22 protein-coding genes and 1 tRNA gene are annotated in these 21,039 nt (G+C 31.4%); 2 read left to right on the forward strand and 21 right to left on the reverse strand.

The genetic code is table 11. From position 1 onward, the window contains the following. The first annotated feature begins 91 nt into the window (after window positions 1–91). On the forward strand, window positions 92–826 hold the full coding sequence (locus KCTC32516_RS07510; protein WP_301399805.1) for a DUF6263 family protein: 735 nt from the start codon (window positions 92–94) through the stop codon (window positions 824–826). A gap of 60 nt (window positions 827–886) precedes the next feature. Here the strand turns inward: KCTC32516_RS07510 and KCTC32516_RS07515 are convergent, their stop codons facing one another. From KCTC32516_RS07515 to KCTC32516_RS07575, 13 genes are all read right to left on the reverse strand, one after another. Further along, on the reverse strand, window positions 887–1,834 hold the full coding sequence (locus KCTC32516_RS07515) for a succinylglutamate desuccinylase/aspartoacylase family protein (RefSeq protein WP_301399806.1): 948 nt from the start codon (window positions 1,832–1,834) through the stop codon (window positions 887–889). Continuing rightward, window positions 1,824–2,699: a 30S ribosomal protein S6--L-glutamate ligase gene (rimK, locus tag KCTC32516_RS07520; RefSeq protein ID WP_301399807.1), complete on the reverse strand. Its 876-nt coding sequence runs from the start codon at window positions 2,697–2,699 to the stop codon at window positions 1,824–1,826. Before rimK ends, KCTC32516_RS07515 begins: the two co-directional genes overlap by 11 nt. 11 nt (window positions 2,700–2,710) lie before the next feature. Then, the gene (locus KCTC32516_RS07525) at window positions 2,711–3,142 is read right to left on the reverse strand and encodes an ATP-dependent zinc protease family protein (protein WP_301399808.1); all 432 of its coding nucleotides are present in this window, start codon (window positions 3,140–3,142) and stop codon (window positions 2,711–2,713) included. Between the two features lie 115 nt (window positions 3,143–3,257). Beyond that, a complete protein-coding gene (locus KCTC32516_RS07530; protein WP_301399809.1) occupies window positions 3,258–4,538 on the reverse strand; it encodes a pyruvate dehydrogenase complex dihydrolipoamide acetyltransferase in 1,281 nt (426 codons plus the stop codon). Window positions 4,539–4,541: 3 nt separating this feature from the next. Further along, complete coding sequence (gene pdhA / locus KCTC32516_RS07535; RefSeq protein WP_301399810.1) at window positions 4,542–5,534, reverse strand: pyruvate dehydrogenase (acetyl-transferring) E1 component subunit alpha; 993 nt, start codon at window positions 5,532–5,534, stop codon at window positions 4,542–4,544. Window positions 5,535–5,675: 141 nt separating this feature from the next. Then, a complete protein-coding gene (locus tag KCTC32516_RS07540; RefSeq protein WP_301399811.1) occupies window positions 5,676–6,269 on the reverse strand; it encodes a hypothetical protein in 594 nt (197 codons plus the stop codon). Window positions 6,270–6,407: 138 nt separating this feature from the next. Continuing rightward, complete coding sequence (locus KCTC32516_RS07545; protein WP_301399812.1) at window positions 6,408–7,079, reverse strand: M15 family metallopeptidase; 672 nt, start codon at window positions 7,077–7,079, stop codon at window positions 6,408–6,410. A gap of 128 nt (window positions 7,080–7,207) precedes the next feature. Continuing rightward, window positions 7,208–7,693 carry a nuclear transport factor 2 family protein gene (locus KCTC32516_RS07550; protein ID WP_301399813.1) on the reverse strand — a complete coding sequence of 162 codons (486 nt, stop codon included), beginning with the start codon at window positions 7,691–7,693 and terminating at the stop codon, window positions 7,208–7,210. 4 nt (window positions 7,694–7,697) lie between these two features. After that, the gene (locus KCTC32516_RS07555) at window positions 7,698–9,374 is read right to left on the reverse strand and encodes a serine hydrolase domain-containing protein (RefSeq protein WP_301399814.1); all 1,677 of its coding nucleotides are present in this window, start codon (window positions 9,372–9,374) and stop codon (window positions 7,698–7,700) included. Window positions 9,375–9,400: 26 nt separating this feature from the next. After that, on the reverse strand, window positions 9,401–10,126 hold the full coding sequence (locus KCTC32516_RS07560) for a head GIN domain-containing protein (RefSeq protein WP_301399815.1): 726 nt from the start codon (window positions 10,124–10,126) through the stop codon (window positions 9,401–9,403). Between the two features lie 89 nt (window positions 10,127–10,215). Further along, entirely contained in the window at window positions 10,216–11,874 is a 1,659-nt protein-coding gene (locus KCTC32516_RS07565) for a PspC domain-containing protein (protein WP_301399816.1), read from the reverse strand. Then, complete coding sequence (locus KCTC32516_RS07570; protein WP_301399817.1) at window positions 11,874–12,209, reverse strand: PadR family transcriptional regulator; 336 nt, start codon at window positions 12,207–12,209, stop codon at window positions 11,874–11,876. The genes KCTC32516_RS07565 and KCTC32516_RS07570 overlap by 1 nt, the downstream gene beginning before the upstream one ends. 19 nt (window positions 12,210–12,228) lie before the next feature. Continuing rightward, window positions 12,229–12,654, reverse strand: a complete 426-nt coding sequence (locus KCTC32516_RS07575) for a DUF4870 domain-containing protein (protein ID WP_301399818.1) — start codon at window positions 12,652–12,654, stop codon at window positions 12,229–12,231. A gap of 189 nt (window positions 12,655–12,843) precedes the next feature. Between KCTC32516_RS07575 and KCTC32516_RS07580 the strand changes: the two genes are divergently transcribed. Then, window positions 12,844–13,299 carry a DUF4442 domain-containing protein gene (locus KCTC32516_RS07580; protein WP_301399819.1) on the forward strand — a complete coding sequence of 152 codons (456 nt, stop codon included), beginning with the start codon at window positions 12,844–12,846 and terminating at the stop codon, window positions 13,297–13,299. A 71-nt stretch (window positions 13,300–13,370) separates the two neighbouring features. Here KCTC32516_RS07580 and KCTC32516_RS07585 read toward each other — a convergent pair whose 3' ends face one another. The 8 genes from KCTC32516_RS07585 to KCTC32516_RS07620 form a co-directional block, all read right to left on the reverse strand. After that, a complete protein-coding gene (locus KCTC32516_RS07585; protein ID WP_301399820.1) occupies window positions 13,371–13,847 on the reverse strand; it encodes a GyrI-like domain-containing protein in 477 nt (158 codons plus the stop codon). Between the two features lie 6 nt (window positions 13,848–13,853). Further along, window positions 13,854–15,698, reverse strand: a complete 1,845-nt coding sequence (locus KCTC32516_RS07590) for a PLP-dependent aminotransferase family protein (protein ID WP_301399821.1) — start codon at window positions 15,696–15,698, stop codon at window positions 13,854–13,856. Window positions 15,699–15,938: 240 nt separating this feature from the next. Then, window positions 15,939–18,032 carry a methylmalonyl-CoA mutase gene (gene scpA, locus KCTC32516_RS07595; RefSeq protein WP_301399822.1) on the reverse strand — a complete coding sequence of 698 codons (2,094 nt, stop codon included), beginning with the start codon at window positions 18,030–18,032 and terminating at the stop codon, window positions 15,939–15,941. Window positions 18,033–18,043: 11 nt separating this feature from the next. Then, window positions 18,044–18,349 carry a hypothetical protein gene (locus KCTC32516_RS07600; protein WP_301399823.1) on the reverse strand — a complete coding sequence of 102 codons (306 nt, stop codon included), beginning with the start codon at window positions 18,347–18,349 and terminating at the stop codon, window positions 18,044–18,046. 10 nt (window positions 18,350–18,359) lie between these two features. After that, entirely contained in the window at window positions 18,360–19,709 is a 1,350-nt protein-coding gene (locus tag KCTC32516_RS07605; protein ID WP_301399824.1) for a methylmalonyl-CoA mutase subunit beta, read from the reverse strand. Then, window positions 19,709–20,026, reverse strand: a complete 318-nt coding sequence (locus tag KCTC32516_RS07610) for an FtsB family cell division protein (protein WP_301399825.1) — start codon at window positions 20,024–20,026, stop codon at window positions 19,709–19,711. Before KCTC32516_RS07610 ends, KCTC32516_RS07605 begins: the two co-directional genes overlap by 1 nt. Beyond that, window positions 20,026–20,631 (reverse strand): uridine kinase, encoded by a 606-nt coding sequence (gene udk, locus KCTC32516_RS07615; protein WP_301399826.1) that lies wholly within the window; start codon window positions 20,629–20,631, stop codon window positions 20,026–20,028. The genes KCTC32516_RS07610 and udk overlap by 1 nt, the downstream gene beginning before the upstream one ends. A 102-nt stretch (window positions 20,632–20,733) precedes the next feature. Beyond that, a tRNA-Thr gene (locus KCTC32516_RS07620) sits at window positions 20,734–20,807 on the reverse strand. Between the last annotated feature and the right edge of the window lie 232 nt (window positions 20,808–21,039).

Below are 21,039 nucleotides of genomic sequence, written 5' to 3' on the forward strand. Positions count from 1 at the left end.
GATTTTCCGAGCGTTTTTTATTTTCTAATAATTACAGCATAAATCAATAATTGATAGTATATTTAGCTCCTTAATTATATATCTAAGAAAAATGAAAAAACTACTTATTTTAATTGTAATTGCATTTACAGTTAACATTAACGCACAAGAATCAGCTTTATTAAGGTTAAACTATAAAAAAGGAGATTCGTATGTAATGCACATGAAGATGTCTCAAGACATGGGTGCTGTTATGTCTATGGATATGGGCATGAAAATGAAACAAGATATTACTAGCGTAACTAAAGATGCTTATATAAGTGAAATGAAGATTACTCAGATATCTATGGATATGAGTCAAGGAGGAATGAATATGAGCTATGATTCTTCTAAAAGTGATGAGGAATTAGATGCTACAGGGAAAATGATGAAAGGTCAAATGGGACCAATGATGCAAGCTGTAATTACAATTAAAGGAAACAATATTGGAGAAGTTTTAGAGACTACAGTTGTGCCAGATATCCCAGGAACGAGTGATTTTGCAAATCAATCTAGTAATGTGGTGTACCCAAAAAAGGTTGTTAGAGTTGGAGATACTTGGACAATGAATAAATCTGATAAAGGATTGGACATGAATTTTACCTATACAGTGAAATCAATTACTAAGAGCAATGTTCTATTAGAGGTCTCTGGAGTTGTATCTGGAGTAGGTGAAGGTACAATTACGGGTGATATGAAAGTGGATAGAAATTCTGGAGTGCCTTTAGTTTCTAATATAAACATGATTATCTTAGTACAAGGGCAAGAAATGAGTACAAAAATGACTGCAACTATGACTAAGCAGTAGTTTTATGACTATTCTAAAATAATAAAAAAGCCTCAAGAAAATTCTCTTGAGGCTTTTTTATTATTCTACACTTACATGAAAAAGTGCATCTCCTTTATTTACAATCGGAGTTTTATTCGTGCAAAAAATATGGCAATCAAAAGGCGCATAAATTTTTTTCTTGAATTCTCCAAAAGGATCTTCAATAACTCCTAAAACTTCTTTCTTTTTTACTCGAGCCCCGTTTTTTACTGAAATTTTAAACATACCAGAATGTAAAGCGCGTAGCCATTTTGCTTTTTTAATATAAACAGAAGGTTCTTTTACCGTAATTTCTCCTTCTATCAACCCTAAATAAATCAATACATTTTTTGCGCCATTTACGCCTTCATTAATAACGGAAGCGTTAAGTTCTTTAGATTTTCCACCTTCAAAAAGCAATACGGTTTTTCCCAATTTATCAATGGATTCTCTTAAAGATTTTGCAATATTATTAGAAAAAACTATGATTGGCGGATTAAAAACTTTAGCCAATTCTAATCCTTTTTCATCATCATTATTAATTCTTATTTGAGGAATATTATCGCGTTCGCCACCACCTGTATGAAAATCGATTACATAATCTACATGTGGAGCAATTTCTTTGGTAAACTGATAGGCAAACTGACTTGCTAAAGAACCATTTAAAGAACCAGGAAACATTCTGTTTAAATCTCTGCCGTCAGGAAACTCTCTAGTTTGAATTAAGTATCCAAAAATATTAAAAACCGGAATACAGATGATCGTTCCGTTTAAAGGTTTGTTGATTTTTTGATCAATAATTTCTCTTAAAATACCAACACCATTTGTTTCATCGCCATGAACACCTGCTAATAATAAAACTACTGGCCCAGGATTTAAAGACCGCTCAATAATCACAGGAACTTTTAAAGTAGTTCTTGTGTGTAATTTAGCAACTTCTAAATCTAAAACGGTGCGTTCTCCTTTAGGAATCTCTTTTCCTAAAATAGTAAAAGGTTTATTCAACATTTAATTCTAAATAACGAATGATTTCTTTCGCAATATTTTTCTTAGTAGCAATTTCTATTCCTTCTAAACCTGGAGAAGAATTTACTTCTAAAACTAATGGACCTTTAGAAGATTGCAACATATCAACTCCAGCAACACCCAGTCCCATTGCTTTGGTAGCTTTTAAAGCTGTTTTTTCTTCTTCGTCTGTTAGTTCAATTACATTTGCATTTCCTCCTCTGTGTAAGTTAGACCGGAATTCACCTTCTTTCCCTTGTCGTTTCATGGCGCCAATAACTTTTCCATCAACAACAAAAGCTCTAATATCTGCGCCGCCTGCTTCTTTGATAAATTCTTGTGCAATAACTCTTGCTCCAAGTCCATTAAATGCTTCTAAAACAGAGGTGGCTGCATTTGGAGTTTCTGCTAATACAACTCCTAATCCTTGAGTTCCTTCTAGTAGTTTTAAAACCAAAGGTGTTCCTCCAACAGATTCTACAACATGCTCAACATCTTTTGTGTAATTTGTAAAAACTGTTTTTGGTAAACCAACTCCAGCTCTTGCTAATATTTGTAAACTACTTAATTTATCTCTAGATCTTACCAAAGCCGTTGAAGAAACGGCGGTAAAAACTTTCATCATTTCAAATTGTCTAATTACTGCAGTTCCATAAAAAGTTACAGAAGCACCAATTCTAGGAATAATTGCATCGATATCTGTTAAGTATTCGCCTTTATAAAAAATCTTTGGCGCCCTTCTTTCAATTTCTATATTGCACTTTAAATGATCAACAACAATAACTTCATGACCTCTTTTTTCAGCAGCTTCTATAAGTCTTCTTGTGGAGTATAATTTTGGATTTCTTGATAAAATGGCAATCTTCATAATTAGATTCTTTATTTTAATTTGTAAGAATTATTTTTTTGTGATGTATCTACAATAAACTTTTTGGTAAGAAACTTTCTTCCTAGTAAAATAGGATATTTCATGTCGCTTCTTTCGCTTAAAGTTAATTCGATATTGTGGGTTTCGTTAAAAAGAGTAATAGTTGTATGTATTGCAAATCTTTCTTCGGATGTGCCGTTAGAACTTTTAATTACTTTTTTATAATAGTTTTTAGTTCTGAATTCTTTTTCGTTGTATTGAATGTGTTCTGGATCTAAAAGTGTAAAATTAATCAAATTTTCTCCATTAATAGTGATTTCTTCTATTTTATGTGCATGTATTGCAGAGGTATAGGCACCAGTATCAATTTTCGTTTCAATATCTAAAAGACCAAATTCTGGAAAATCTACTTTGTCAATTCGTCCAATTGTTTTTTTAATCATGATCTTAAAATAGCTAATGTTGTTGTATATAAAAGTATGCTAATGTATAACAATTTAAAAAAAAAGAGCTCGAAAATACTTTTCGAGCTCTTTTTTTATCAAATATAAAAACCCTTTATGCCAACATGGTAACAGGGTTTTCTAAATAGGTTCTTAGTGTTTGTAAAAATTGGGCTCCAACAGCGCCATCAACAGTTCTATGATCACAAGCTAATGTTACTTTCATGGTGTTGCCAACTACAATTTGTCCGTCTTTAACAACAGGTTTTTGTACAATTGCTCCAACAGATAAGATTGCTGAATTAGGTTGATTGATAATAGACGTAAATTCTTGAATGCCAAACATTCCTAAGTTAGAAATTGTAAAAGTGCTTCCTTCCATTTCGTTAGGAACAATTTTTTTATTTCTCGCTTTTCCAGCTAACTCTCTAACATTTCCGCCAATTTGAGTTAAACTCATTTGGTCTGCAAACTTTAAAACTGGAACAACCAATCCTTCATCTACAGCAACAGCAACTCCAATATGAATATGACTTTTAAAGATGGTAGCATTATCTGTCCAACTTGTATTTACTTGTGGATGTTTTTTTAATGCCATTGCACACGCTTTTACAACCATATCATTAAAAGATACTTTTGTGTCCGGAATAGCATTGATCGTTTTACGAGAATCCATTGCGTTGTCCATATCAACTTCTATGGTTAAATAGAAATGTGGTGCAGTAAATTTTGAGTTTCCTAAAGCTTTTGCAATTGCTTTACGCATTTGCGAGTTTTTAACTTCTTCTGTATGTTCTTCTCCTGCCGGAACAAATTTTGCTACTGGTGCAGAAGATGTTGCTGCTGATGCTTCTGCAACTTTGGTAGATGGAATGTAGTTTTCTACGTCTTTTTTAGTGATTCTTCCATTGTCTCCAGAACCATTTAAATCTGCCAAATTGATGCCTTTATCACTCGCAATTTTCTTTGCCAATGGCGATGCAAAAATTCTTCCGCTTGTATTAGAAACTGTTTTTGTTTCTACAGCCTCAACAACTGGTTCTTCAGCTTCCTCTTTTTTAGGAGTATCTTCCGTTTTCTTTTCTTCGGATTTAATTTCTTCCGTTTTCTTTTCTTCAGGTTTAGCTTGAGCACTTAGTAAGCTAGAGATATCTTCTCCTTTATCACCAATAATAGCTAATAAGGTGTCAACCGGAGCACTCTCTCCTTCTTGAACACCAATATATAATAAAGTTCCTTCGTTAAACGATTCAAACTCCATTGTTGCCTTATCTGTTTCAATTTCTGCTAAAATATCGCCTTCTTCAATAGAATCTCCAATATTTTTTAACCATTGTGCCACAACACCTTCTTCCATGGTGTCACTTAAACGCGGCATGTTTACTACTATTGCCATAATCTATCTTTTGATAAAAGGATAATCTTCTTGTTCGTATACAACATCGTATAATTGATTTACTTCTGGATAAGGTGAGTTTTCTGCAAACTCTTCGCATTCTTTTACTAACGCTTTTACCTCTTTATCAATTGTATCAATTTCTTCTTGCGAAGCATATTTTTTCTCTTTGATAACATCTAATACTTGCGTAATTGGATCAATTTTTTTGTATTCCTCTACTTCGTCTTTCGTTCTATAATGTTGTGCATCAGACATAGAATGTCCTCTATAACGATAGGTTTTCATTTCTAGGAAAGTAGGTCCATCACCACGACGAGCTCTTTGAATTGCTTCGTCAACAGCTTCTGCAACTTTAATAGGATTCATTCCGTCAACGGGTCCACAAGGCATTTCGTATCCTAAACCAAGTTTCCAGATGTCTGTATGATTGGCAGTTCTTTCTACAGAAGTTCCCATTGCGTAACCATTGTTTTCAACAATAAAAACAACAGGTAATTTCCAAAGCATTGCCATGTTAAAAGCTTCGTGTAAAGAACCTTGTCTTGCAGCTCCATCACCAAAATAGGTTAATGTTACTCCGTCTCTACCTGCATACTTGTCTCCAAATGCAATTCCTGCACCTAAAGGAATTTGTCCACCAACAATTCCGTGGCCACCATAAAATCCTTTTTCTTTAGAAAAAATGTGCATAGAACCTCCCATTCCTTTAGAAGTTCCGGTTACTTTACCGTACAATTCTGCCATTACAGCTTTAGGATCTACGCCCATTCCGATTGGTTGAACGTGGTTACGGTATGCGGTAATCATTTTGTCTTTACCTAATTCCATTGCGTGTAATGAGCCTGCTAAAACAGCTTCTTGCCCGTTATATAAGTGTAAAAAACCTCTTACTTTTTGTTGGATATAAACCGCAGCAAGTTTGTCTTCAAACTTTCTCCAAAACAGCATATCTCTATACCAATTTACGTAAGTTTCTTTGGTGATTTTTTTCATTATTTGTATGATGTTAAAAGTCTAATTTAAGAAGCATAAAATGGAATGCTAACTGCAAAAATAAGGGTTTTTTAGTTTTTAAAAAAAATGTTTTTAATAAAAAGTAAAACGCTTCAAAAACTAATTTTAAGAATAGATTTTTTATTTATCTTTTGCGATTAAAATTGTAGCAACAGCACCAGTTGCAAGATTCCATTCGTTAGATGAAATTAAGTTGTTTTTATCATCATACACTTTAAATGCAGCCGTATTTGGACCAGAAGTACCTTGGTTTAATGCTATAAAAGCAATTTTGTTAATTCCTATACCGATGGGAATTGTAAATTTTTTATAATTTCGTTCTAAAGTAATATTTCTAATTATGGGAATATCGTTTACAAGAATGGTAACCATATCTCCGTCTGGATATTGAAAATCTCTACAAATAATGGTTATATTATTTGAATCTGTTCTAAAACTCCCTAAATCTTGGTCTATTTTTGGATATTGGTATCTACCATTTATTTTTTTATAGGCTTTTAAAATGCGCTCTTCATTTATTTTAGCTTGACTAATAATTCCTTTATTTTTTAAATCAAGATCTTTTTGTGCTTGTGTTTTTTGAGAATTATTATATGCATTTTTAAACCCTTTTGTTGCATCAAAATTTAAGTCGCCAGATTTATTTACTGAAGTTGTTTTTGCTTTTATAGAAATGGTTTTTTTCGCCCCAATTTTATCCTCTTGAGAATGCATTGATTGAGCCGTTATCAGCAGGAAGCTTAAAACAAAAAAAAGATGTTTTTTAAAATTCATAAATGAAAAATATAATTTCTATGTTACAAATATAATACCGTTAAATTTAAGTAGTGTTTTAGTTCTGTTAAAATTGATTTAATTAATAGGAAAATTAAAATAAGTACTTGGGAAAGGTTCATTTTTTAACGTAAAATGCCACCATTCGTTTTCGTAAGGATTAAATCCGTTAGAAAGCATTAAACTTCGAAGTAATAATCGATTCGCCCTTTGTTTTTCCGTTAGTTTTTTATAGATAACATGCGATGTATTTCCAAAGAAATCATACGGACTTCCCATATCTAACTCTTTTCCTGTTGTTACATCTACAATTGTTAAATCTACTGTGCTTCCTCTCGTATGTCCAGATTTTGAAGCAATATATCCTAATTTAAACAATTGGTTTTTTGGGACCTTCGGGTAATAGTATTGTTTCATTAATGTATCGTTCAATCTTTTTGCCCAACGCACAAAATGATCTACAGCTTGTTGCGGTCTGTAGGCATCAAAGACTTTAAGACTTAGATTGAATTGCATCAATTTTTGCTGTACTTTTTTTAAAGCGATCGCGGCAGGTTTAGAAACAATAATGGTTGCTTTTTGATAACCATCAATGGGTTTTCCTATAAAATTATTGTGAGAAATATATCTCATTTCTGATTGAATAGTATGATCTACATCTTTTAAATACACAAATCCTTTAGGTAAATTTTGTCCGAAACTAGAAATTGAAATGCAAAAGAGTAGTAAAAGTAATGTTGCTTTTTTCATGTTATAAAAGTACTAAAAAAAGCAAAAGCCATATTATTAAAATATGACTTTTACAAAGTAAACTAATAAAACCAAGTATTAGTACTATAAGTAAGGCTGAAGATGCCTTACCATAGATTTTAAATAGGTTAATGGAGGCTAATCACTTTTGTAATTTTCCAAGTATTTTTTTCTTTTTTCCAAATCATAATAAATTTACTAGGAATAGATTTTGCATTAGGTTCTTCTTTATTAAAGAATTTGTGATATCCAATTTCTATAGCTCCGTAATTTTTAATTGGATAAACTTCTATGCTTCCTTTTATCAATGTTCGTGTTACTTTATTGCAAATATTTTCTTTTAACGCTTTTAAAAGTCCATTTTTATCTGTTGATAAACCGCCTTTATCATGAAAAAACTCAATGTTTTCATCGTATAAATCTGCTTGAGTTTCCATATCGCACGTATTGTAGGCATCAAAATATGTTGCGTCCATTTTTACAATTTGATTGTGTAAATCTACATTTGACGGTTTGTATTTCGGAATTTCATTTACTTGTCCTACGACAAAAAATGAAGTTAGAAATACCAAAAAGCATAAGCAATTTTTAATAAATGTTATTTCTCTAAGCATATTTTTAAATTGAATTTAATTTTCTAAAAATGATGTTTTTTGCCCTGCTGCTAGACACTTTAAATCCGGTAATTTGATAGTTTTTATTTCTTGTAAATGTTATATCTCTGAAAGAACCTTTGTTGCCAATAAAGAAGGCGTTTTTTATAGCTTTTAACTTAAAATCTCCAGTTCTTTGATGATTTGCTATTAGTCGATTTTCTTTTGAATAAAATGTATATGTTGTGTTTAATTCTTCACTGTAATAGGTTCCTGTAAACTCTTTAATACTTTTTTCATTGTAGTTTGCTGGAATATATTTTTCAAATTTTAATGTATAACCATCATCTAGAATAACATTCATTTTTGTTTTATCAATTTTAACAGCAGTATATTCTTTGGTAGAAAATTCATATTCATTTTTATTAACGGCATTTAGTTTTGTTAATTTTCCATCTCCGCCAACATAATTTAAATGACCATTATTAATTCTTAATTCTCTTGTAAATCGATCTTTATAATTCCAGTAAAATCCTACTTGTTTTTTAAAATTGTTAAGGTCAACTTTTATATAGGTATTTTTCTTTGTTAATTTTTTTGAAACCTTTTTTTTCTGTTTCACAAAACTGTCTAAACAAATTCCTGTTAGCTTGTTAATAATTCTACCGCCGTTTAACTCACCGTTATTACTTAGAAAAATAATAGACATATTTTGTTTTGGAAACCAACCAATATATGCTTGGTAACTTGCATCAAGCCCACTATGTTCTATTTTTGGAATTCCTTTGTAATTATTTATAAAAAGCCCCAAACCATAATCATAAGAATTCCCATTATTTAGTTTTCCTAATTGTTGCATTTTTTCAAATATTTTTTTAGATCCAACAGAGTAAGTTGTAAAATTTATAGCCCATTTACTTAAATCGTATAAAGATGTTGAAAGATTTGTTGCGCCAACACTTGCGTTTTGAAAAATGTTTTTTATAAAATTGTTATTTTCTTTATAATAAGAGTATGCTTTGTTTTTTATTAGTAAACCTACTTTGTCTGTAAATTGAGTTTGATTCATTTTTAAAGGGATAAAAATGCGTTCTTTCGTAAAATCAGCAAACGATTTTTTTGAAACCCTAGCAACTACTTCTGCTAATAATGTGTAGCCAGAATTACTATACATAAATTGCTCGTTTGGAGCAAAATTTAGATTTTTTTGTTTGTAAATTAATTCTAAAACTTGTCTATTGGTAATAATATCATCAGAGTTCCAACCCGCCATTCGTGCTAAGTTATGTTGATCTCTAATTCCACTTGTATGATTTGCTAATTGTCTTAATGTGATTTTTTTTTCAAATTGATGTAATTCAGGAATGTACTTTCTAATGTCATCTTCTAAAGACAGCTTTCCATCAGCTTCTAATAACAATATTGCAAAAGCAGTAAATTGTTTAGAAACAGAAGCTGTATGAAAAACAGTTGAATTTGTTATGGGTATTTGATATTCTAAATTAGCCAATCCATAATTTTTTTGAACAATAAACTTGTTGCCTTTTATAATTCCAACACTAACTCCAGGGTCAGTATCTTTAATATCTTTAAAAAGAATATCAACCTTATTTTCTATAGATAACTTTGAATTTTCAATTACTTGACCAGCGGCAAATAATGACATTAAAAATGCGATGATAGAAAGAAAGACCTTGATCATAATTTTAATTTTTAAAACTCCTTATTTTAGTTTGAAGAAATACTTCCGCCAGAAGATTTCTTTTTATCGATCTTTTTAGGATTTCCTCTGTAGTCAATATCTCCGCCGCTACTTGCTTTTGCTGTTAAAGATTCTATTGCAAATACATCGATATCTGCGCCGCTATTTACTTTTACGGTTGCATTTTTACTTTCTAAACCGTATGCTCTAATCGAACTTCCACTAGTTGCTTTTGCTGTAAAATAGTTGGTTGTTCCTTTAAGTCTTAAATCTGCTCCGCTAGAAGCACTAGAACTTACGGTGTCTGCATTTATAGCTATTCTTGCATCTGCGCCGCTACTAACATGCACATCAAAAATAGCTGCTTTTATTGTGTTTTCGGTCACAACATCGCTTCCGCTTGTTGCTTTAATTGCGTTAATGTTTGGAGCAGAAAGATATATTTTTTTAGATTTTGCTCTTCTAATATTTCTTTTGGATGTAATTTTTAATACGCCGTTTCTAACTTCAGTTCTAATTAGTTTGTGTAGATTTTCATCCGCTTTTACAACTAATGATAAATCATTGTCTTGTGTAATGTACAACTGAATTCCTTGACCAACTTCTACTTTTGTAAAGGCGTCATTAATTTTACGCGTTTCTGTAATTACATTTCTATTTCCTGTAACCGAATTAAGACCCTCTATCATACAAGATGTGGTAACGGTTGCGATAAAAAGTAATGCGAATGTTTTGGTGATGATTGATTTCATGGTTTTTTATTTTAAGATTCAAAGGTCAATATATAGACGCTTTGAAACGAATTTTGGTTACTCAATTGTTGATTTTTATTGATGAATTGTTATTCTTCTACGTTGTCTTCTAGCATTTTTAATTCTTTACTATTCAATCCATCATCAGTCATCATAAAATAATGCTTTACCATATTTCTATCATACGTGTTTGTAGTGTTTTCTATGTTACGCAAATAACTTTTTGTAGAATCGTCAAAATATACAGTTACATCATTTGGAATAAATAGTTTTATATAAACATCTTCATCTTTAAATGCATTTTTAAATTCGCTAACAAAATACGCATCTAATAAAATTTCATTGCCTTCCATTTTATAGTTGTACGAAATGCTTTCTGCATTTTCAATTGCATTTAATTTATTTCTTCCTTCAGAAGATTTTCTAATTTGTAAATATGCTTTGTTAGAATCGCTTTTTTCTACATCAATATATACATCGGTTGATGCTAATTTTTTTTGATCACCTTGATAAATAACTTCTACATTATTGTTTCTGTAATTGTTGTATTGATAATAGAAATCTTTGTTTTTTACCATTTTTAAAGTGATGGTGTCATTTGCAACAGCGGTTAAATCGATGGTTTCAATTTTATTTCCTGATGAAGCTTTTGTAGTTCCAAATTCTATTCCTGCAAAAACAAATACTAAAATTGCAGCCAACCAAATACCAAATAAGGTTAATGATGTTGCTTTGCTAAACTGTTTTACATTGCTCGATAAGATTCGCAATCCTAATACAAATAGAATTAAAAATGGAATTCCGATGACTAAAAATGCACAAATCATTAATAACCAATAAGGCAATACTGAGTCATAAAAAAAGGGTTGATATAAAGGGAAATCACCATCAAATCCTAGAAATTCTAAACTTCCTATAGAAAATGCACCAATAATTAAAGAGATTAATGTGACTGCGGCAACAAACATTAGAATCACTCCAATAAACTTTCCAATTATTTTAAAAATGGTTAGAATTATTGAGCCTAAAGTGTCTAAAAAATCTTGAAAACCCGATGTTGCTTTTTTGCTTCCTTTTTTTAACCCTTCGTTTACTTTGGATGCACCATCTTTAATTTTACCCGAAACTTCACTGGCACTATTTTTTATGGTTTCTGATACATGGCTAAATTCTTCACGAATTTTTTTTTCAATATTATCAATATTTACGGCTTCGCCTTCCATTTGTAATTTCTCTGCAGTTGTTGCTGCTTCAGGAATTACAATCCAAAGAATAATATAAGTTACAATACTAAATCCGCTAAATGCTAATAAGATAAATGCCAAACGAATCCAAACAGTATCTACATTAAAATAATGTGCAATTCCTGATGCAACACCACCTAAAAACTTGTCGTCTCCGTCTCTAAATAGTTTTTTGCCAGAAGAAGAAGAAGTTCTTCTTCTTTGATAGTTGTAATCTTCATTTGCATAGCCTTCTTCTGCATCTGCATAATCTTCTGGTTGTCCCATGATTTTGATCACTTCATCAATATCACTTTCGTTCACAACCTGACGGGCGTCTGTTATTTTTTCTGATAACAATTCGCTTATACGAGCTTCGATATCTGAAATAATTTCATTTTTTCCTTGAGGATCATCGCTTAAAGACCTAGAAATAGAATCTAAATATCTTTTTAATTTTTGAAAAGCAATTTCATCTATATGGAAAAAGAATCCTCCTAAATTTATGTTTATTGTCTTATTCATTATGTTGTTTTTTTACTTGTTATTTGGTTTACAGCTGTTACTAGGTTTCCCCAGGTTTTGTCTAATTCTTTAGAAAACATGGTTCCGTTTTCTGTTAATACATAATACTTTCTCGGTGGTCCAGAGTTAGATTCTTCCCATCGATAAGTTAATAATCCTGCGTTTTTTAATCTTGTTAGTAGCGGATAAATAGTTCCTTCTACTACAATCATTTCTGCACCTTTTAATGTTTCTAAGATTTCAGAAGTGTATGCATCGCCATGTTTTAAAATAGATAAGATGCAGAATTCTAAAACTCCTTTTCGCATTTGTGCTTTTGTATTTTCTATCTTCATATAAAGAGTTTTATACGTGTTATTTAATAAATTTTATCGTAAAAGGATATTTATAATCTTCTCCTTCTTTAGATTTTAATGCTGCAATAATGATCAATGCAATTTTTATAAATCCGATTAATGTTATTAGGGATGCCATTCCAAAGATTCCAAACAAACCTCCGTTGCCCCAATCCCAATGAAAATTATTATAATCGTTCATGTGTCTTATAAAAGAACCAAGAGCAAATGGAAAAATTGAGACTCCTAAAATAAAAATATACAAAGCGTAACTAATGTTAAAGTTGACCGCTTCTTTTCCTTGTTCATCTAAAAAACGACTTCTGTCTTTCATCGTTTGCCATAATATTAATGGTACAATTATACTTCCAAATGGAATCATAAATCCAGCAAAAGCCGAAATATGGATTAAGAATGCGTTGGTGTTTTCGTTATTTTTATTCATGATTATAATTTTATATACTACTTGACTATGCAAATATATATATAAAAGATGGTACTATGCAAAACAAAGTACTATATTTTTTTAAAATATTTTTTATTTAATGATTTTTTTATTGATTAAAAAGACTTACATTGCTTGCTGATAAAGGGTTTTATGATTTTTTATTTCCATCAAAAAAACAGCTAGAACATGAAAATTACACCTCGTAAAATCAATTTATACATGCTATTTAAATTGCCATCAGCATTTTTCTGTGGTGTTAGAGTCGTGTCAATTTCTGATACAAAAGCAGTTGTAAAAGTAAAACACCGATGGGTCAATCAGAATCCGTTTAAATCGTTGTATTGGGCAGTGCAAGGAATGGCTTCAGAATTTGCTACTGGAGTTTTAATGATTGAGGAAATAAGAAAATCAAACAGAAAAATATCGATGTTGGTGACGCATCAAGAAGGTCGTTTCACAAAAAAAGCGACTGGTAGAATCAACTTTACATGTGAAGATGGAAACTTGATAAAAGATGCAATTCAGAAATCAATTGAAACAGGTGAAGGACAAGTTATTCATTTAACGGCAGCAGGAATTGACACATCTGGAGATGTAGTTTCTCAGTTTGTGTACGAATGGAGTCTTAAAGTGAAACTTTGATTAATTATCAGTTATCAATTATCGGTTAGCAGTGTTTAGTTACGATGAAAACCGATTTTAAATACGTATAATTATTTAGCTTTTATTGGAACCCAAATTTCTTCTTCAGAGTTAGAATCGGCATTTTTATAATTTTTCCCCAATACTTCAAAATGTGGTCTGTTGTCTAAAAAGTACTCTGAACTTGGCAACCAAGTTCTAAAAATATATTCAAAAATACTTGTGTCTAAACTAGACCCTTTATGATCAAAAACAGCGTAAAGTCCAGCAGTTAAGACAAATTTTTCCATGCCGTTTGGAATGGTATCAAAATCAGAAACTTCTGTTGTTGCCCATTTTTCGAAAACAGCACTAGGATTAGAAGTTTCAAAATGTGTTGGACTGTACACTTGCATGCTCATCAAATCGGTAGATACATTATTGGTAATTTCTCTACGCCTTTGCATAAAACTTTTCCAAAGCTCGCCGGTTTTATTATCAACTAACGACATTGATGTATGCAAACCAACTAATTTTTTTTTGGATAACTTTTCTATTCTAGGTTTCATTTCCTTTTAAATAGTTTTTACAAAATCTAAAAAGACTTTTTTGTGCAATTCTAAATCCATATTCGGAGAAAGCGCTGTACGGATAATATAATCTTTATCGCCTTCTTTTGTAGTTCCTTGTGTTGAGGTTGCAGGAATCGTCCAATAACACCCTTTTAACTGACCATAACTTACACAATACTTGCTTTCATTCGGAATTTTAGCAATCATTAAATTGATTAATTGAAGATTCAATGCGCGTTTATAGGTTTCTTTTTCTTCGGCAGTAGTTCCTTTTGTAGGTAGGTCTAATGAAAACACAGAAGGTGTAAATCCTTGTGTTGCCAACTCTTCTGAAACAAAATTTATTTTTGCTTCTGGTAATGTTTCGTGGATAAAGTTTACAAATTCTCGTGTGTTTTTATACGCATCGCTAATTCGTTGCTTCATTGATGGCAATTGTGTTGCTAATATTTCATACTGAAGCGCCGTTGCTTCGTTATCACACAAAGTTAAATGCAGTTCTATTTTATCTAACAACGCAGTTGTTTTTGTATTTCCGATTACATAACCAGCTGTACATTTTCCGCCACTCGGAAATTTAGATCCGCTTGCATATGAAATCGTTCTAACGGTTGATAGGATTTCTCCTTCGCCTAAGAAATGTACATTCGGACAAAATGTTTGATCTAAAATAAAAACTGGATCAACCGCAATTTTGCCTGTTGAAGTTGTACGTTCTTCACTTAAAACATTTTTTAATTGAATCAAATCCGGAACTTCAACTCTTGGATTTGTAGGAATTTCTGCAATGATAAAAGGAATTGCATCTTCACTAGCAATTTTAGTTAAAACGGCATCAATACTTTGTACCATATCGTTATCGCCATCAACAGGTAAATCTACCACTGCTACATTTTCTAAACAAGCAGCAACGCGTCTTGCTTGGTCGTTAGTGCCTCCGTAACAATTTGGTGGAACAATAAATTTGATTGCTTTTCCTGGGTGATTTTCTAAAGCATCATCAATTAATCCCATCATAATTGCATACTGAACAGACAATCCGCTTGAGCCAACCAATGCTTTTGTGTTAGAACCTGTAATGCTTTTTATAGCATCTGTAACACGTTTTTTGTTTGTTGCTACATCACTGTTTTGAATAGCAATTGCAATATTTTCTGTCAACGATTTTAAAGCAACCAAAGAATTTGCTGGCGTCATCGCAATGGTTTCTCTTCTTCTAACATGTTGAATTTCTGAAATGTAATTCTTGTTTTCTTCACCATTTACCAATAAAACACTTCCTAATCCGTTGTGTAAATTGATGTAAAAATCGATATTTTTAGACCGTGTTGTTGTAGAAATTTGATGGTGTTCTGAAATAAAAATAGTACTTCCGTCAAATGTAGAAATGGTTGATTCATTTTCAACCTTCTTCAATTCAAATTGATACCCATACACACTTTTTATAATGTCAGCATCAAAAGTTGCTGGTAGTTTGTCTGTATAAACAATTTGCGTTTTTTTATTTTCTAATAGATTTTTTCTTAGAATTGCCAAAACAGGAACTGTTTGTGAAGAAAAACTAATCACGCTTTCAGATGTTAACTGATGTAAATTTGCAATTGACCATTCTAACACACAAGATAATGGATGTCCTAATCGAATATAATCGTACGCGGTTGGCAATTTGCTCAATGCAGAAGACGTAGCATTGTTGTTGTGAAACAAGGTTTCAAACTGATCTAAAAATTGCGTTTTCGCCAATTTTTCATTATAAATATCTAGTTGATGCGTTGTTAGGTTTAGCCAATCTGTTGGCATATTTTCTAAAACATCTTTTATATAATTGATTCTTTTAGTGTCTTCCATAATCCTGTCTTAATTTCGGAGGGCAATTTACGTTAAATCTTAGTGCTTTAAAAGTGATGCAAGATGTTTTATGTGTTTGATGGAGAATTATTCTTTAATAGATTCGAATAAAATTTGTGAGGGTTTTTGTCAGGAATTTGAATGAGGAAATTAAGAGGTGTAAGCGTCTTAATTTTATCTTTTTATGACAATCATTTAGTTTGTAAATTTTTTTTAAAATAAGTTTAGAAACAAGTTAAACTATTCCGTTATAGAGTCAATTAAAATCGTCAACATATCAATAGCGGCTTGTGCAATTTTTGTGCCTGGACCAAAAACACCAACGGCGCCAGCGTCAAATAAAAATTGATAGTCTTGTGCAGGAATTACGCCACCAACAATCACCATAATATCTTCACGTCCGTATTTTTTTAATTCTTGAATTACTTGCGGAACCAGCGTTTTATGTCCAGCTGCTAACGAAGAAATTCCTAAAATATGCACGTCATTTTCTACGGCTTGTTTTACCGCTTCTTTCGGCGTTTGAAATAACGGACCAATATCTACGTCAAAACCTAAATCGGCATAACCTGTTGCCACCACTTTAGCGCCTCTGTCATGACCATCCTGTCCTAGCTTGGCAATCATTATCCTTGGACGTCTTCCTTCTAATTTGGCAAACTTATCTGCTAACTTAGTTGCTTTTTTAAAGGTTTTGTCTTCTTTTATTTCTTTACTATACACGCCAGAAATGGTTTTATGAACTGCTTTATGTCTTCCGAATATTTCTTCTAAAGCATCAGAAATTTCGCCTAATGTTGCTCTATTTCTTGCAGCAATAATTGCTAATTCTAACAAATTTTTATCCTGATGAATATCAGGATTTTTTGAATTAGAACTAAATTTTGCAGCTTCAGTCAAAGCTAACAAAGATTTTTCAACTTCGGTAGTATTTCTTTCAGATTTTAGTTTGTTTAATCTTTCAATCTGTGACAAACGAACCGCTTCATTATCAACTTCTAAAATATGTAAAGGATCTTCTTCTTTTAATTGGTATTTATTTACGCCAACAATTATATCTTTTCCGCTATCAATTTTTGCTTGTTTAATTGCAGCAGCTTCTTCAATACGCATTTTCGGAATTCCCTTTTCAATAGCTTTGGTCATTCCGCCCAATTCTTCCACTTCTTTGATTAGCTCCCACGCTTTATTGGCAATATCTTCTGTTAGTTTTTCAACATGATAACTCCCTGCCCAAGGATCAACCGTTTTAGTAATATTGGTTTCTTCTTGTAAATATATTTGTGTGTTTCTTGCAATTCTAGCAGAAAAATCTGTTGGCAAAGCGATGGCTTCATCCAACGCATTTGTATGTAAGCTTTGCGTGCCACCAAAGGCAGCTGCCATTGCTTCAATAGTTGTTCTGGCAACATTATTAAACGGATCTTGCTCTGTTAAAGACCAACCACTCGTTTGACAATGTGTTCTTAATGCTAACGATTTTTGATTCTTCGGATTAAATTCTTGAACGATTTTTGCCCACAACATTCTTGCTGCACGCATTTTTGCAATTTCTCTAAAATGATCCATTCCAATGGCCCAGAAAAAAGATAGGCGAGGAGCGAAGCTGTCAATATCCATTCCGGCTTCAATTCCTTTTTTGATGTATTCTAATCCGTCTGCTAGCGTATAAGCCAACTCAATTTCTGCAGTTGCTCCAGCCTCTTGCATATGATACCCAGAAATGGAAATAGAATTAAATTTTGGCATTTTATTACTTGAATATTTAAAAATATCAGCAATAATTCTCATGGATGGCGTTGGTGGATAAATGTAGGTATTACGCACCATAAATTCTTTTAGAATATCATTCTGGATTGTTCCAGAAAGATTTTCTGGAGCAACTCCTTGCTCTTCTGCAGCAACAATATAAAAGGCCAAAATAGGTAAAACTGCTCCGTTCATTGTCATAGAAACCGACATTTTATCTAACGGAATTTGGTCAAATAAAATTTTCATATCCTCAACAGAATCAATGGCAACTCCAGCTTTTCCAACATCGCCTTCAACGCGTTCATGATCTGAATCATAACCTCTATGTGTTGCCAAATCAAAAGCAACAGACAATCCTTTTTGGCCAGCTTCTAAGTTTCTTCTATAAAAAGCATTGCTTTCTTCTGCGGTAGAAAAACCAGCATATTGTCTAATCGTCCAAGGTCTGCGAACATACATTGTAGAATATGGTCCGCGTAAAAAAGGCGGAATTCCAGCAACAAAATCTTCATGAAAAAAAGTATTTTCATCTTGATTTTTAGGAGTTGATAAAGAAATGTTTTGAAGATTTTTTCTACTCATTTTATAAGAACTTATAACTTCATTTTTTTATACATTTTTTCTCCTAAAGATTTAACTTCTTTATTGATGTCTTTTATTTTAAGAGTAATCATAACGATGTAAATAGCTGTTGTTAAGACAAAAAAAGCGCTAATAATAGGGATTAAATTATAACTATTCCCTAAGAACTTATCTAGCTTTCCATCTAGTAAAAATACAAGCGCTATTGCAAAAAAAATAAAAATAGAGTATGGTGTTTTTCTTTTTATTTTTTTGACACGCTTTTTTAGTACACGTTGTTTTGTTTCGTACTCAATTACAATCTTTTCTTTTTCCATAGTAATAGTTTTATTCTGAGTTTATTCTATTTTTTTCAATAGCTTCAGATAAGCGTCTTTTTATTACGGGAGATACTAATGTTTTGATTGGGTTTGTTTTTACAAACGGGTAAATTTCAATTTCATTTTTCATCAAATCATCTTTATTCGCTTGTTTATTTGTGCCTAATAAAACGATTTCCTTCTTGTCAAACTTCCCCTGTTCTTTGATGGCACTTTCGGTAATTTTTCGTTGGATAACACCTTGTTTTAATTGTTTTAAAAAGCCGCCAGATTTTTCAATATCTTTAAATATTTGTAATGCTTTTTCTGCTAATTGATTGGTGATGCTTTCTATATAATACGAGCCGTTTGCAAAAGTATTTGCATTTTCAAAATAACTTTCTTGTTGTAAAATCAGCAATTGATTTCTTGCAATTCGTTCTCCAAATTCATTTTTTTTATGAAAAACACTATCGTAAGATACATTATTAATTGTATTTGCGCCACCTAAAATTGCACTCATACATTCTGATGTTGTTCTTAACATATTTACATTATAATCGTAAATTGTTTTATTCCGCACTGTTGGTTGTGCAAAAATATGTGCGTTTGTTGCTGAAACATCATACTCGTTTAAAAGCGATTTCCAAAGAATTCTAAAGGCTTTTATTTTAGCAATTTCGAAAAAATAATTACTTCCAGTCGCAAAGTTAAAATGAAATTTATGAGCGATCTCTTTTCCAAAATGATTTAGATATTCGTTTGCATGTGCTAATGCATATGCTAATTGTTGTGTAATTGTTGCTCCAGCATTTTGATATAAAGTAGCGTCAATACCAACAGAATTAGTACAAGAATTTACAACATTTTCAAACGCTAAATGATCTACTTTTAAATTGCTAAACCAATTGCCGTTTTGTGCTAAATTATTGATGATATCAATCTGTATAAAGCAATTTTTAGAATCGACAAATTTAGAAACTTCATTAATAAATGCAGCGTCTAAAAAATGAAACCGAAAATAAAGTGTCGTTTGTTTTGCATCAATTTTTTTAAGAACAGTTTTGTAATCAAAGGTTTTATCGGCAATAAATTCGATTGCATTTGCGCCTTTTTCTAAAGCGTTTAACGCAATATAATTGGCTATTTTTTCGTCATTAATAAAAATAGATTGAGAAATATTGCAATTGAATTTAGCTTCTGTTGATATACTATTTTTTCTGTCTTCTTTTGTGTAAAAAGGTTTTACAACAATATCTTCATCAGTTTTCCATAAAAGCGTATCGTTATAATCTGCACCTTTTAAATCAACTTGGATTTTTTGTTTCCAAGCTGCAGCAGAAGTGGTATTAAAATGTTTAAATAACGTTGAGTTCATTATTTTTTTATGGTATCAAATTCTATAATATAAATGTCTTCATTTTCTTTCTTCATCAAATATTGCTCTCGAGCAAACCGTTCTATTTGTAAAGAATCATCTAAGTTTTTTATAGTCAATTTATCTTCTTCTATCTTTTTCTTGTAAAAATCGATAGCAGTTTCTAATTCGTCAATTTCTTTATTGAACTCTCTGTGTACAAGATAAGAATTTTCATCAAAAAATAACATCCAAACAATAAATACAATTAGTATAATTATATATCTATTGGTAAAAAACCGAACAAACTTATTTCGTTTAAACTGCTTAAAAGTCATTATAGTTTATTGCTAATTACAGTTCTAACTATATCTATGGCAACATTATTATGTCTGTCGTTAGGGATTATAATATCTGCATAATTTTTTGTTGGCTCAATAAACTGTTGATGCATTGGTTTTAAAGTGTCTTGATATCGACTTAAAACTTCGTTAATATCTCTACCACGTTCATTAATATCTCTACGAACTCTTCTGATTAACCGCTCATCTGTATCTGCGTGCACAAAGATTTTAATATCAAAAAGATTTCTTAATTCTTCGTTATTAAAAATTAAAATACCTTCAACAATAACTACTTTTCTTGGATGTGTTTTTATAACATCTGTTGTTCTATTGTGCGTAACAAAAGAATATACGGGTTGATTAATAGTTTTTCCAGTTTTCAATTTTTTTAAATGCTCAATAATTAGTTCGAAATCGATTGCCCTAGGATGATCAAAATTTATTTTTGTTCGTTCTTCGTAGCTTAAATTATAGGTAGCTTTATAATAAGAATCTTGTGATATTACACAAACCTCATCGGTAGGAAGCTCTTTTATTATTTTATTGACAACAGTAGTTTTTCCACTTCCTGTTCCTCCAGCAATTCCAATTATAAGCATAATGATAAGGTTGTTTATATGTGATAATTGTGAACAAATTTAATGAAAATTCGTTCAAGTTAAAGCATAAAAAAAGCCCTTTCTTTCGAAAGGGCTTTAAAGAGCCGATGAAGGGACTCGAACCCCCGACCTGCTGATTACAAATCAGCTGCTCTAGCCAGCTGAGCTACATCGGCTTTTGCTTATTTTTAAGCGTGGCAAATATATTATCATTTCTGATATTGACAAACTATTTTTTATTTTTTTTTTATTTTTAAAAACAATGTGTTAAGGGTAGTAGTGTGTTCGTTTTTTATGAATCAAATACGTCTAATTTTATCTGTAAAATGAATTGTATTTTTTTAAAAAAAAGAACAAAACATATAATTATGTTGCAAAATAATCCTATTTTGTAGCCTAAGTCTGACT

The sequence above is a fragment of the Polaribacter huanghezhanensis genome (assembly GCF_030444335.1).
GTDB classification, from domain to species: Bacteria; Bacteroidota; Bacteroidia; order Flavobacteriales; family Flavobacteriaceae; genus Polaribacter; species Polaribacter huanghezhanensis.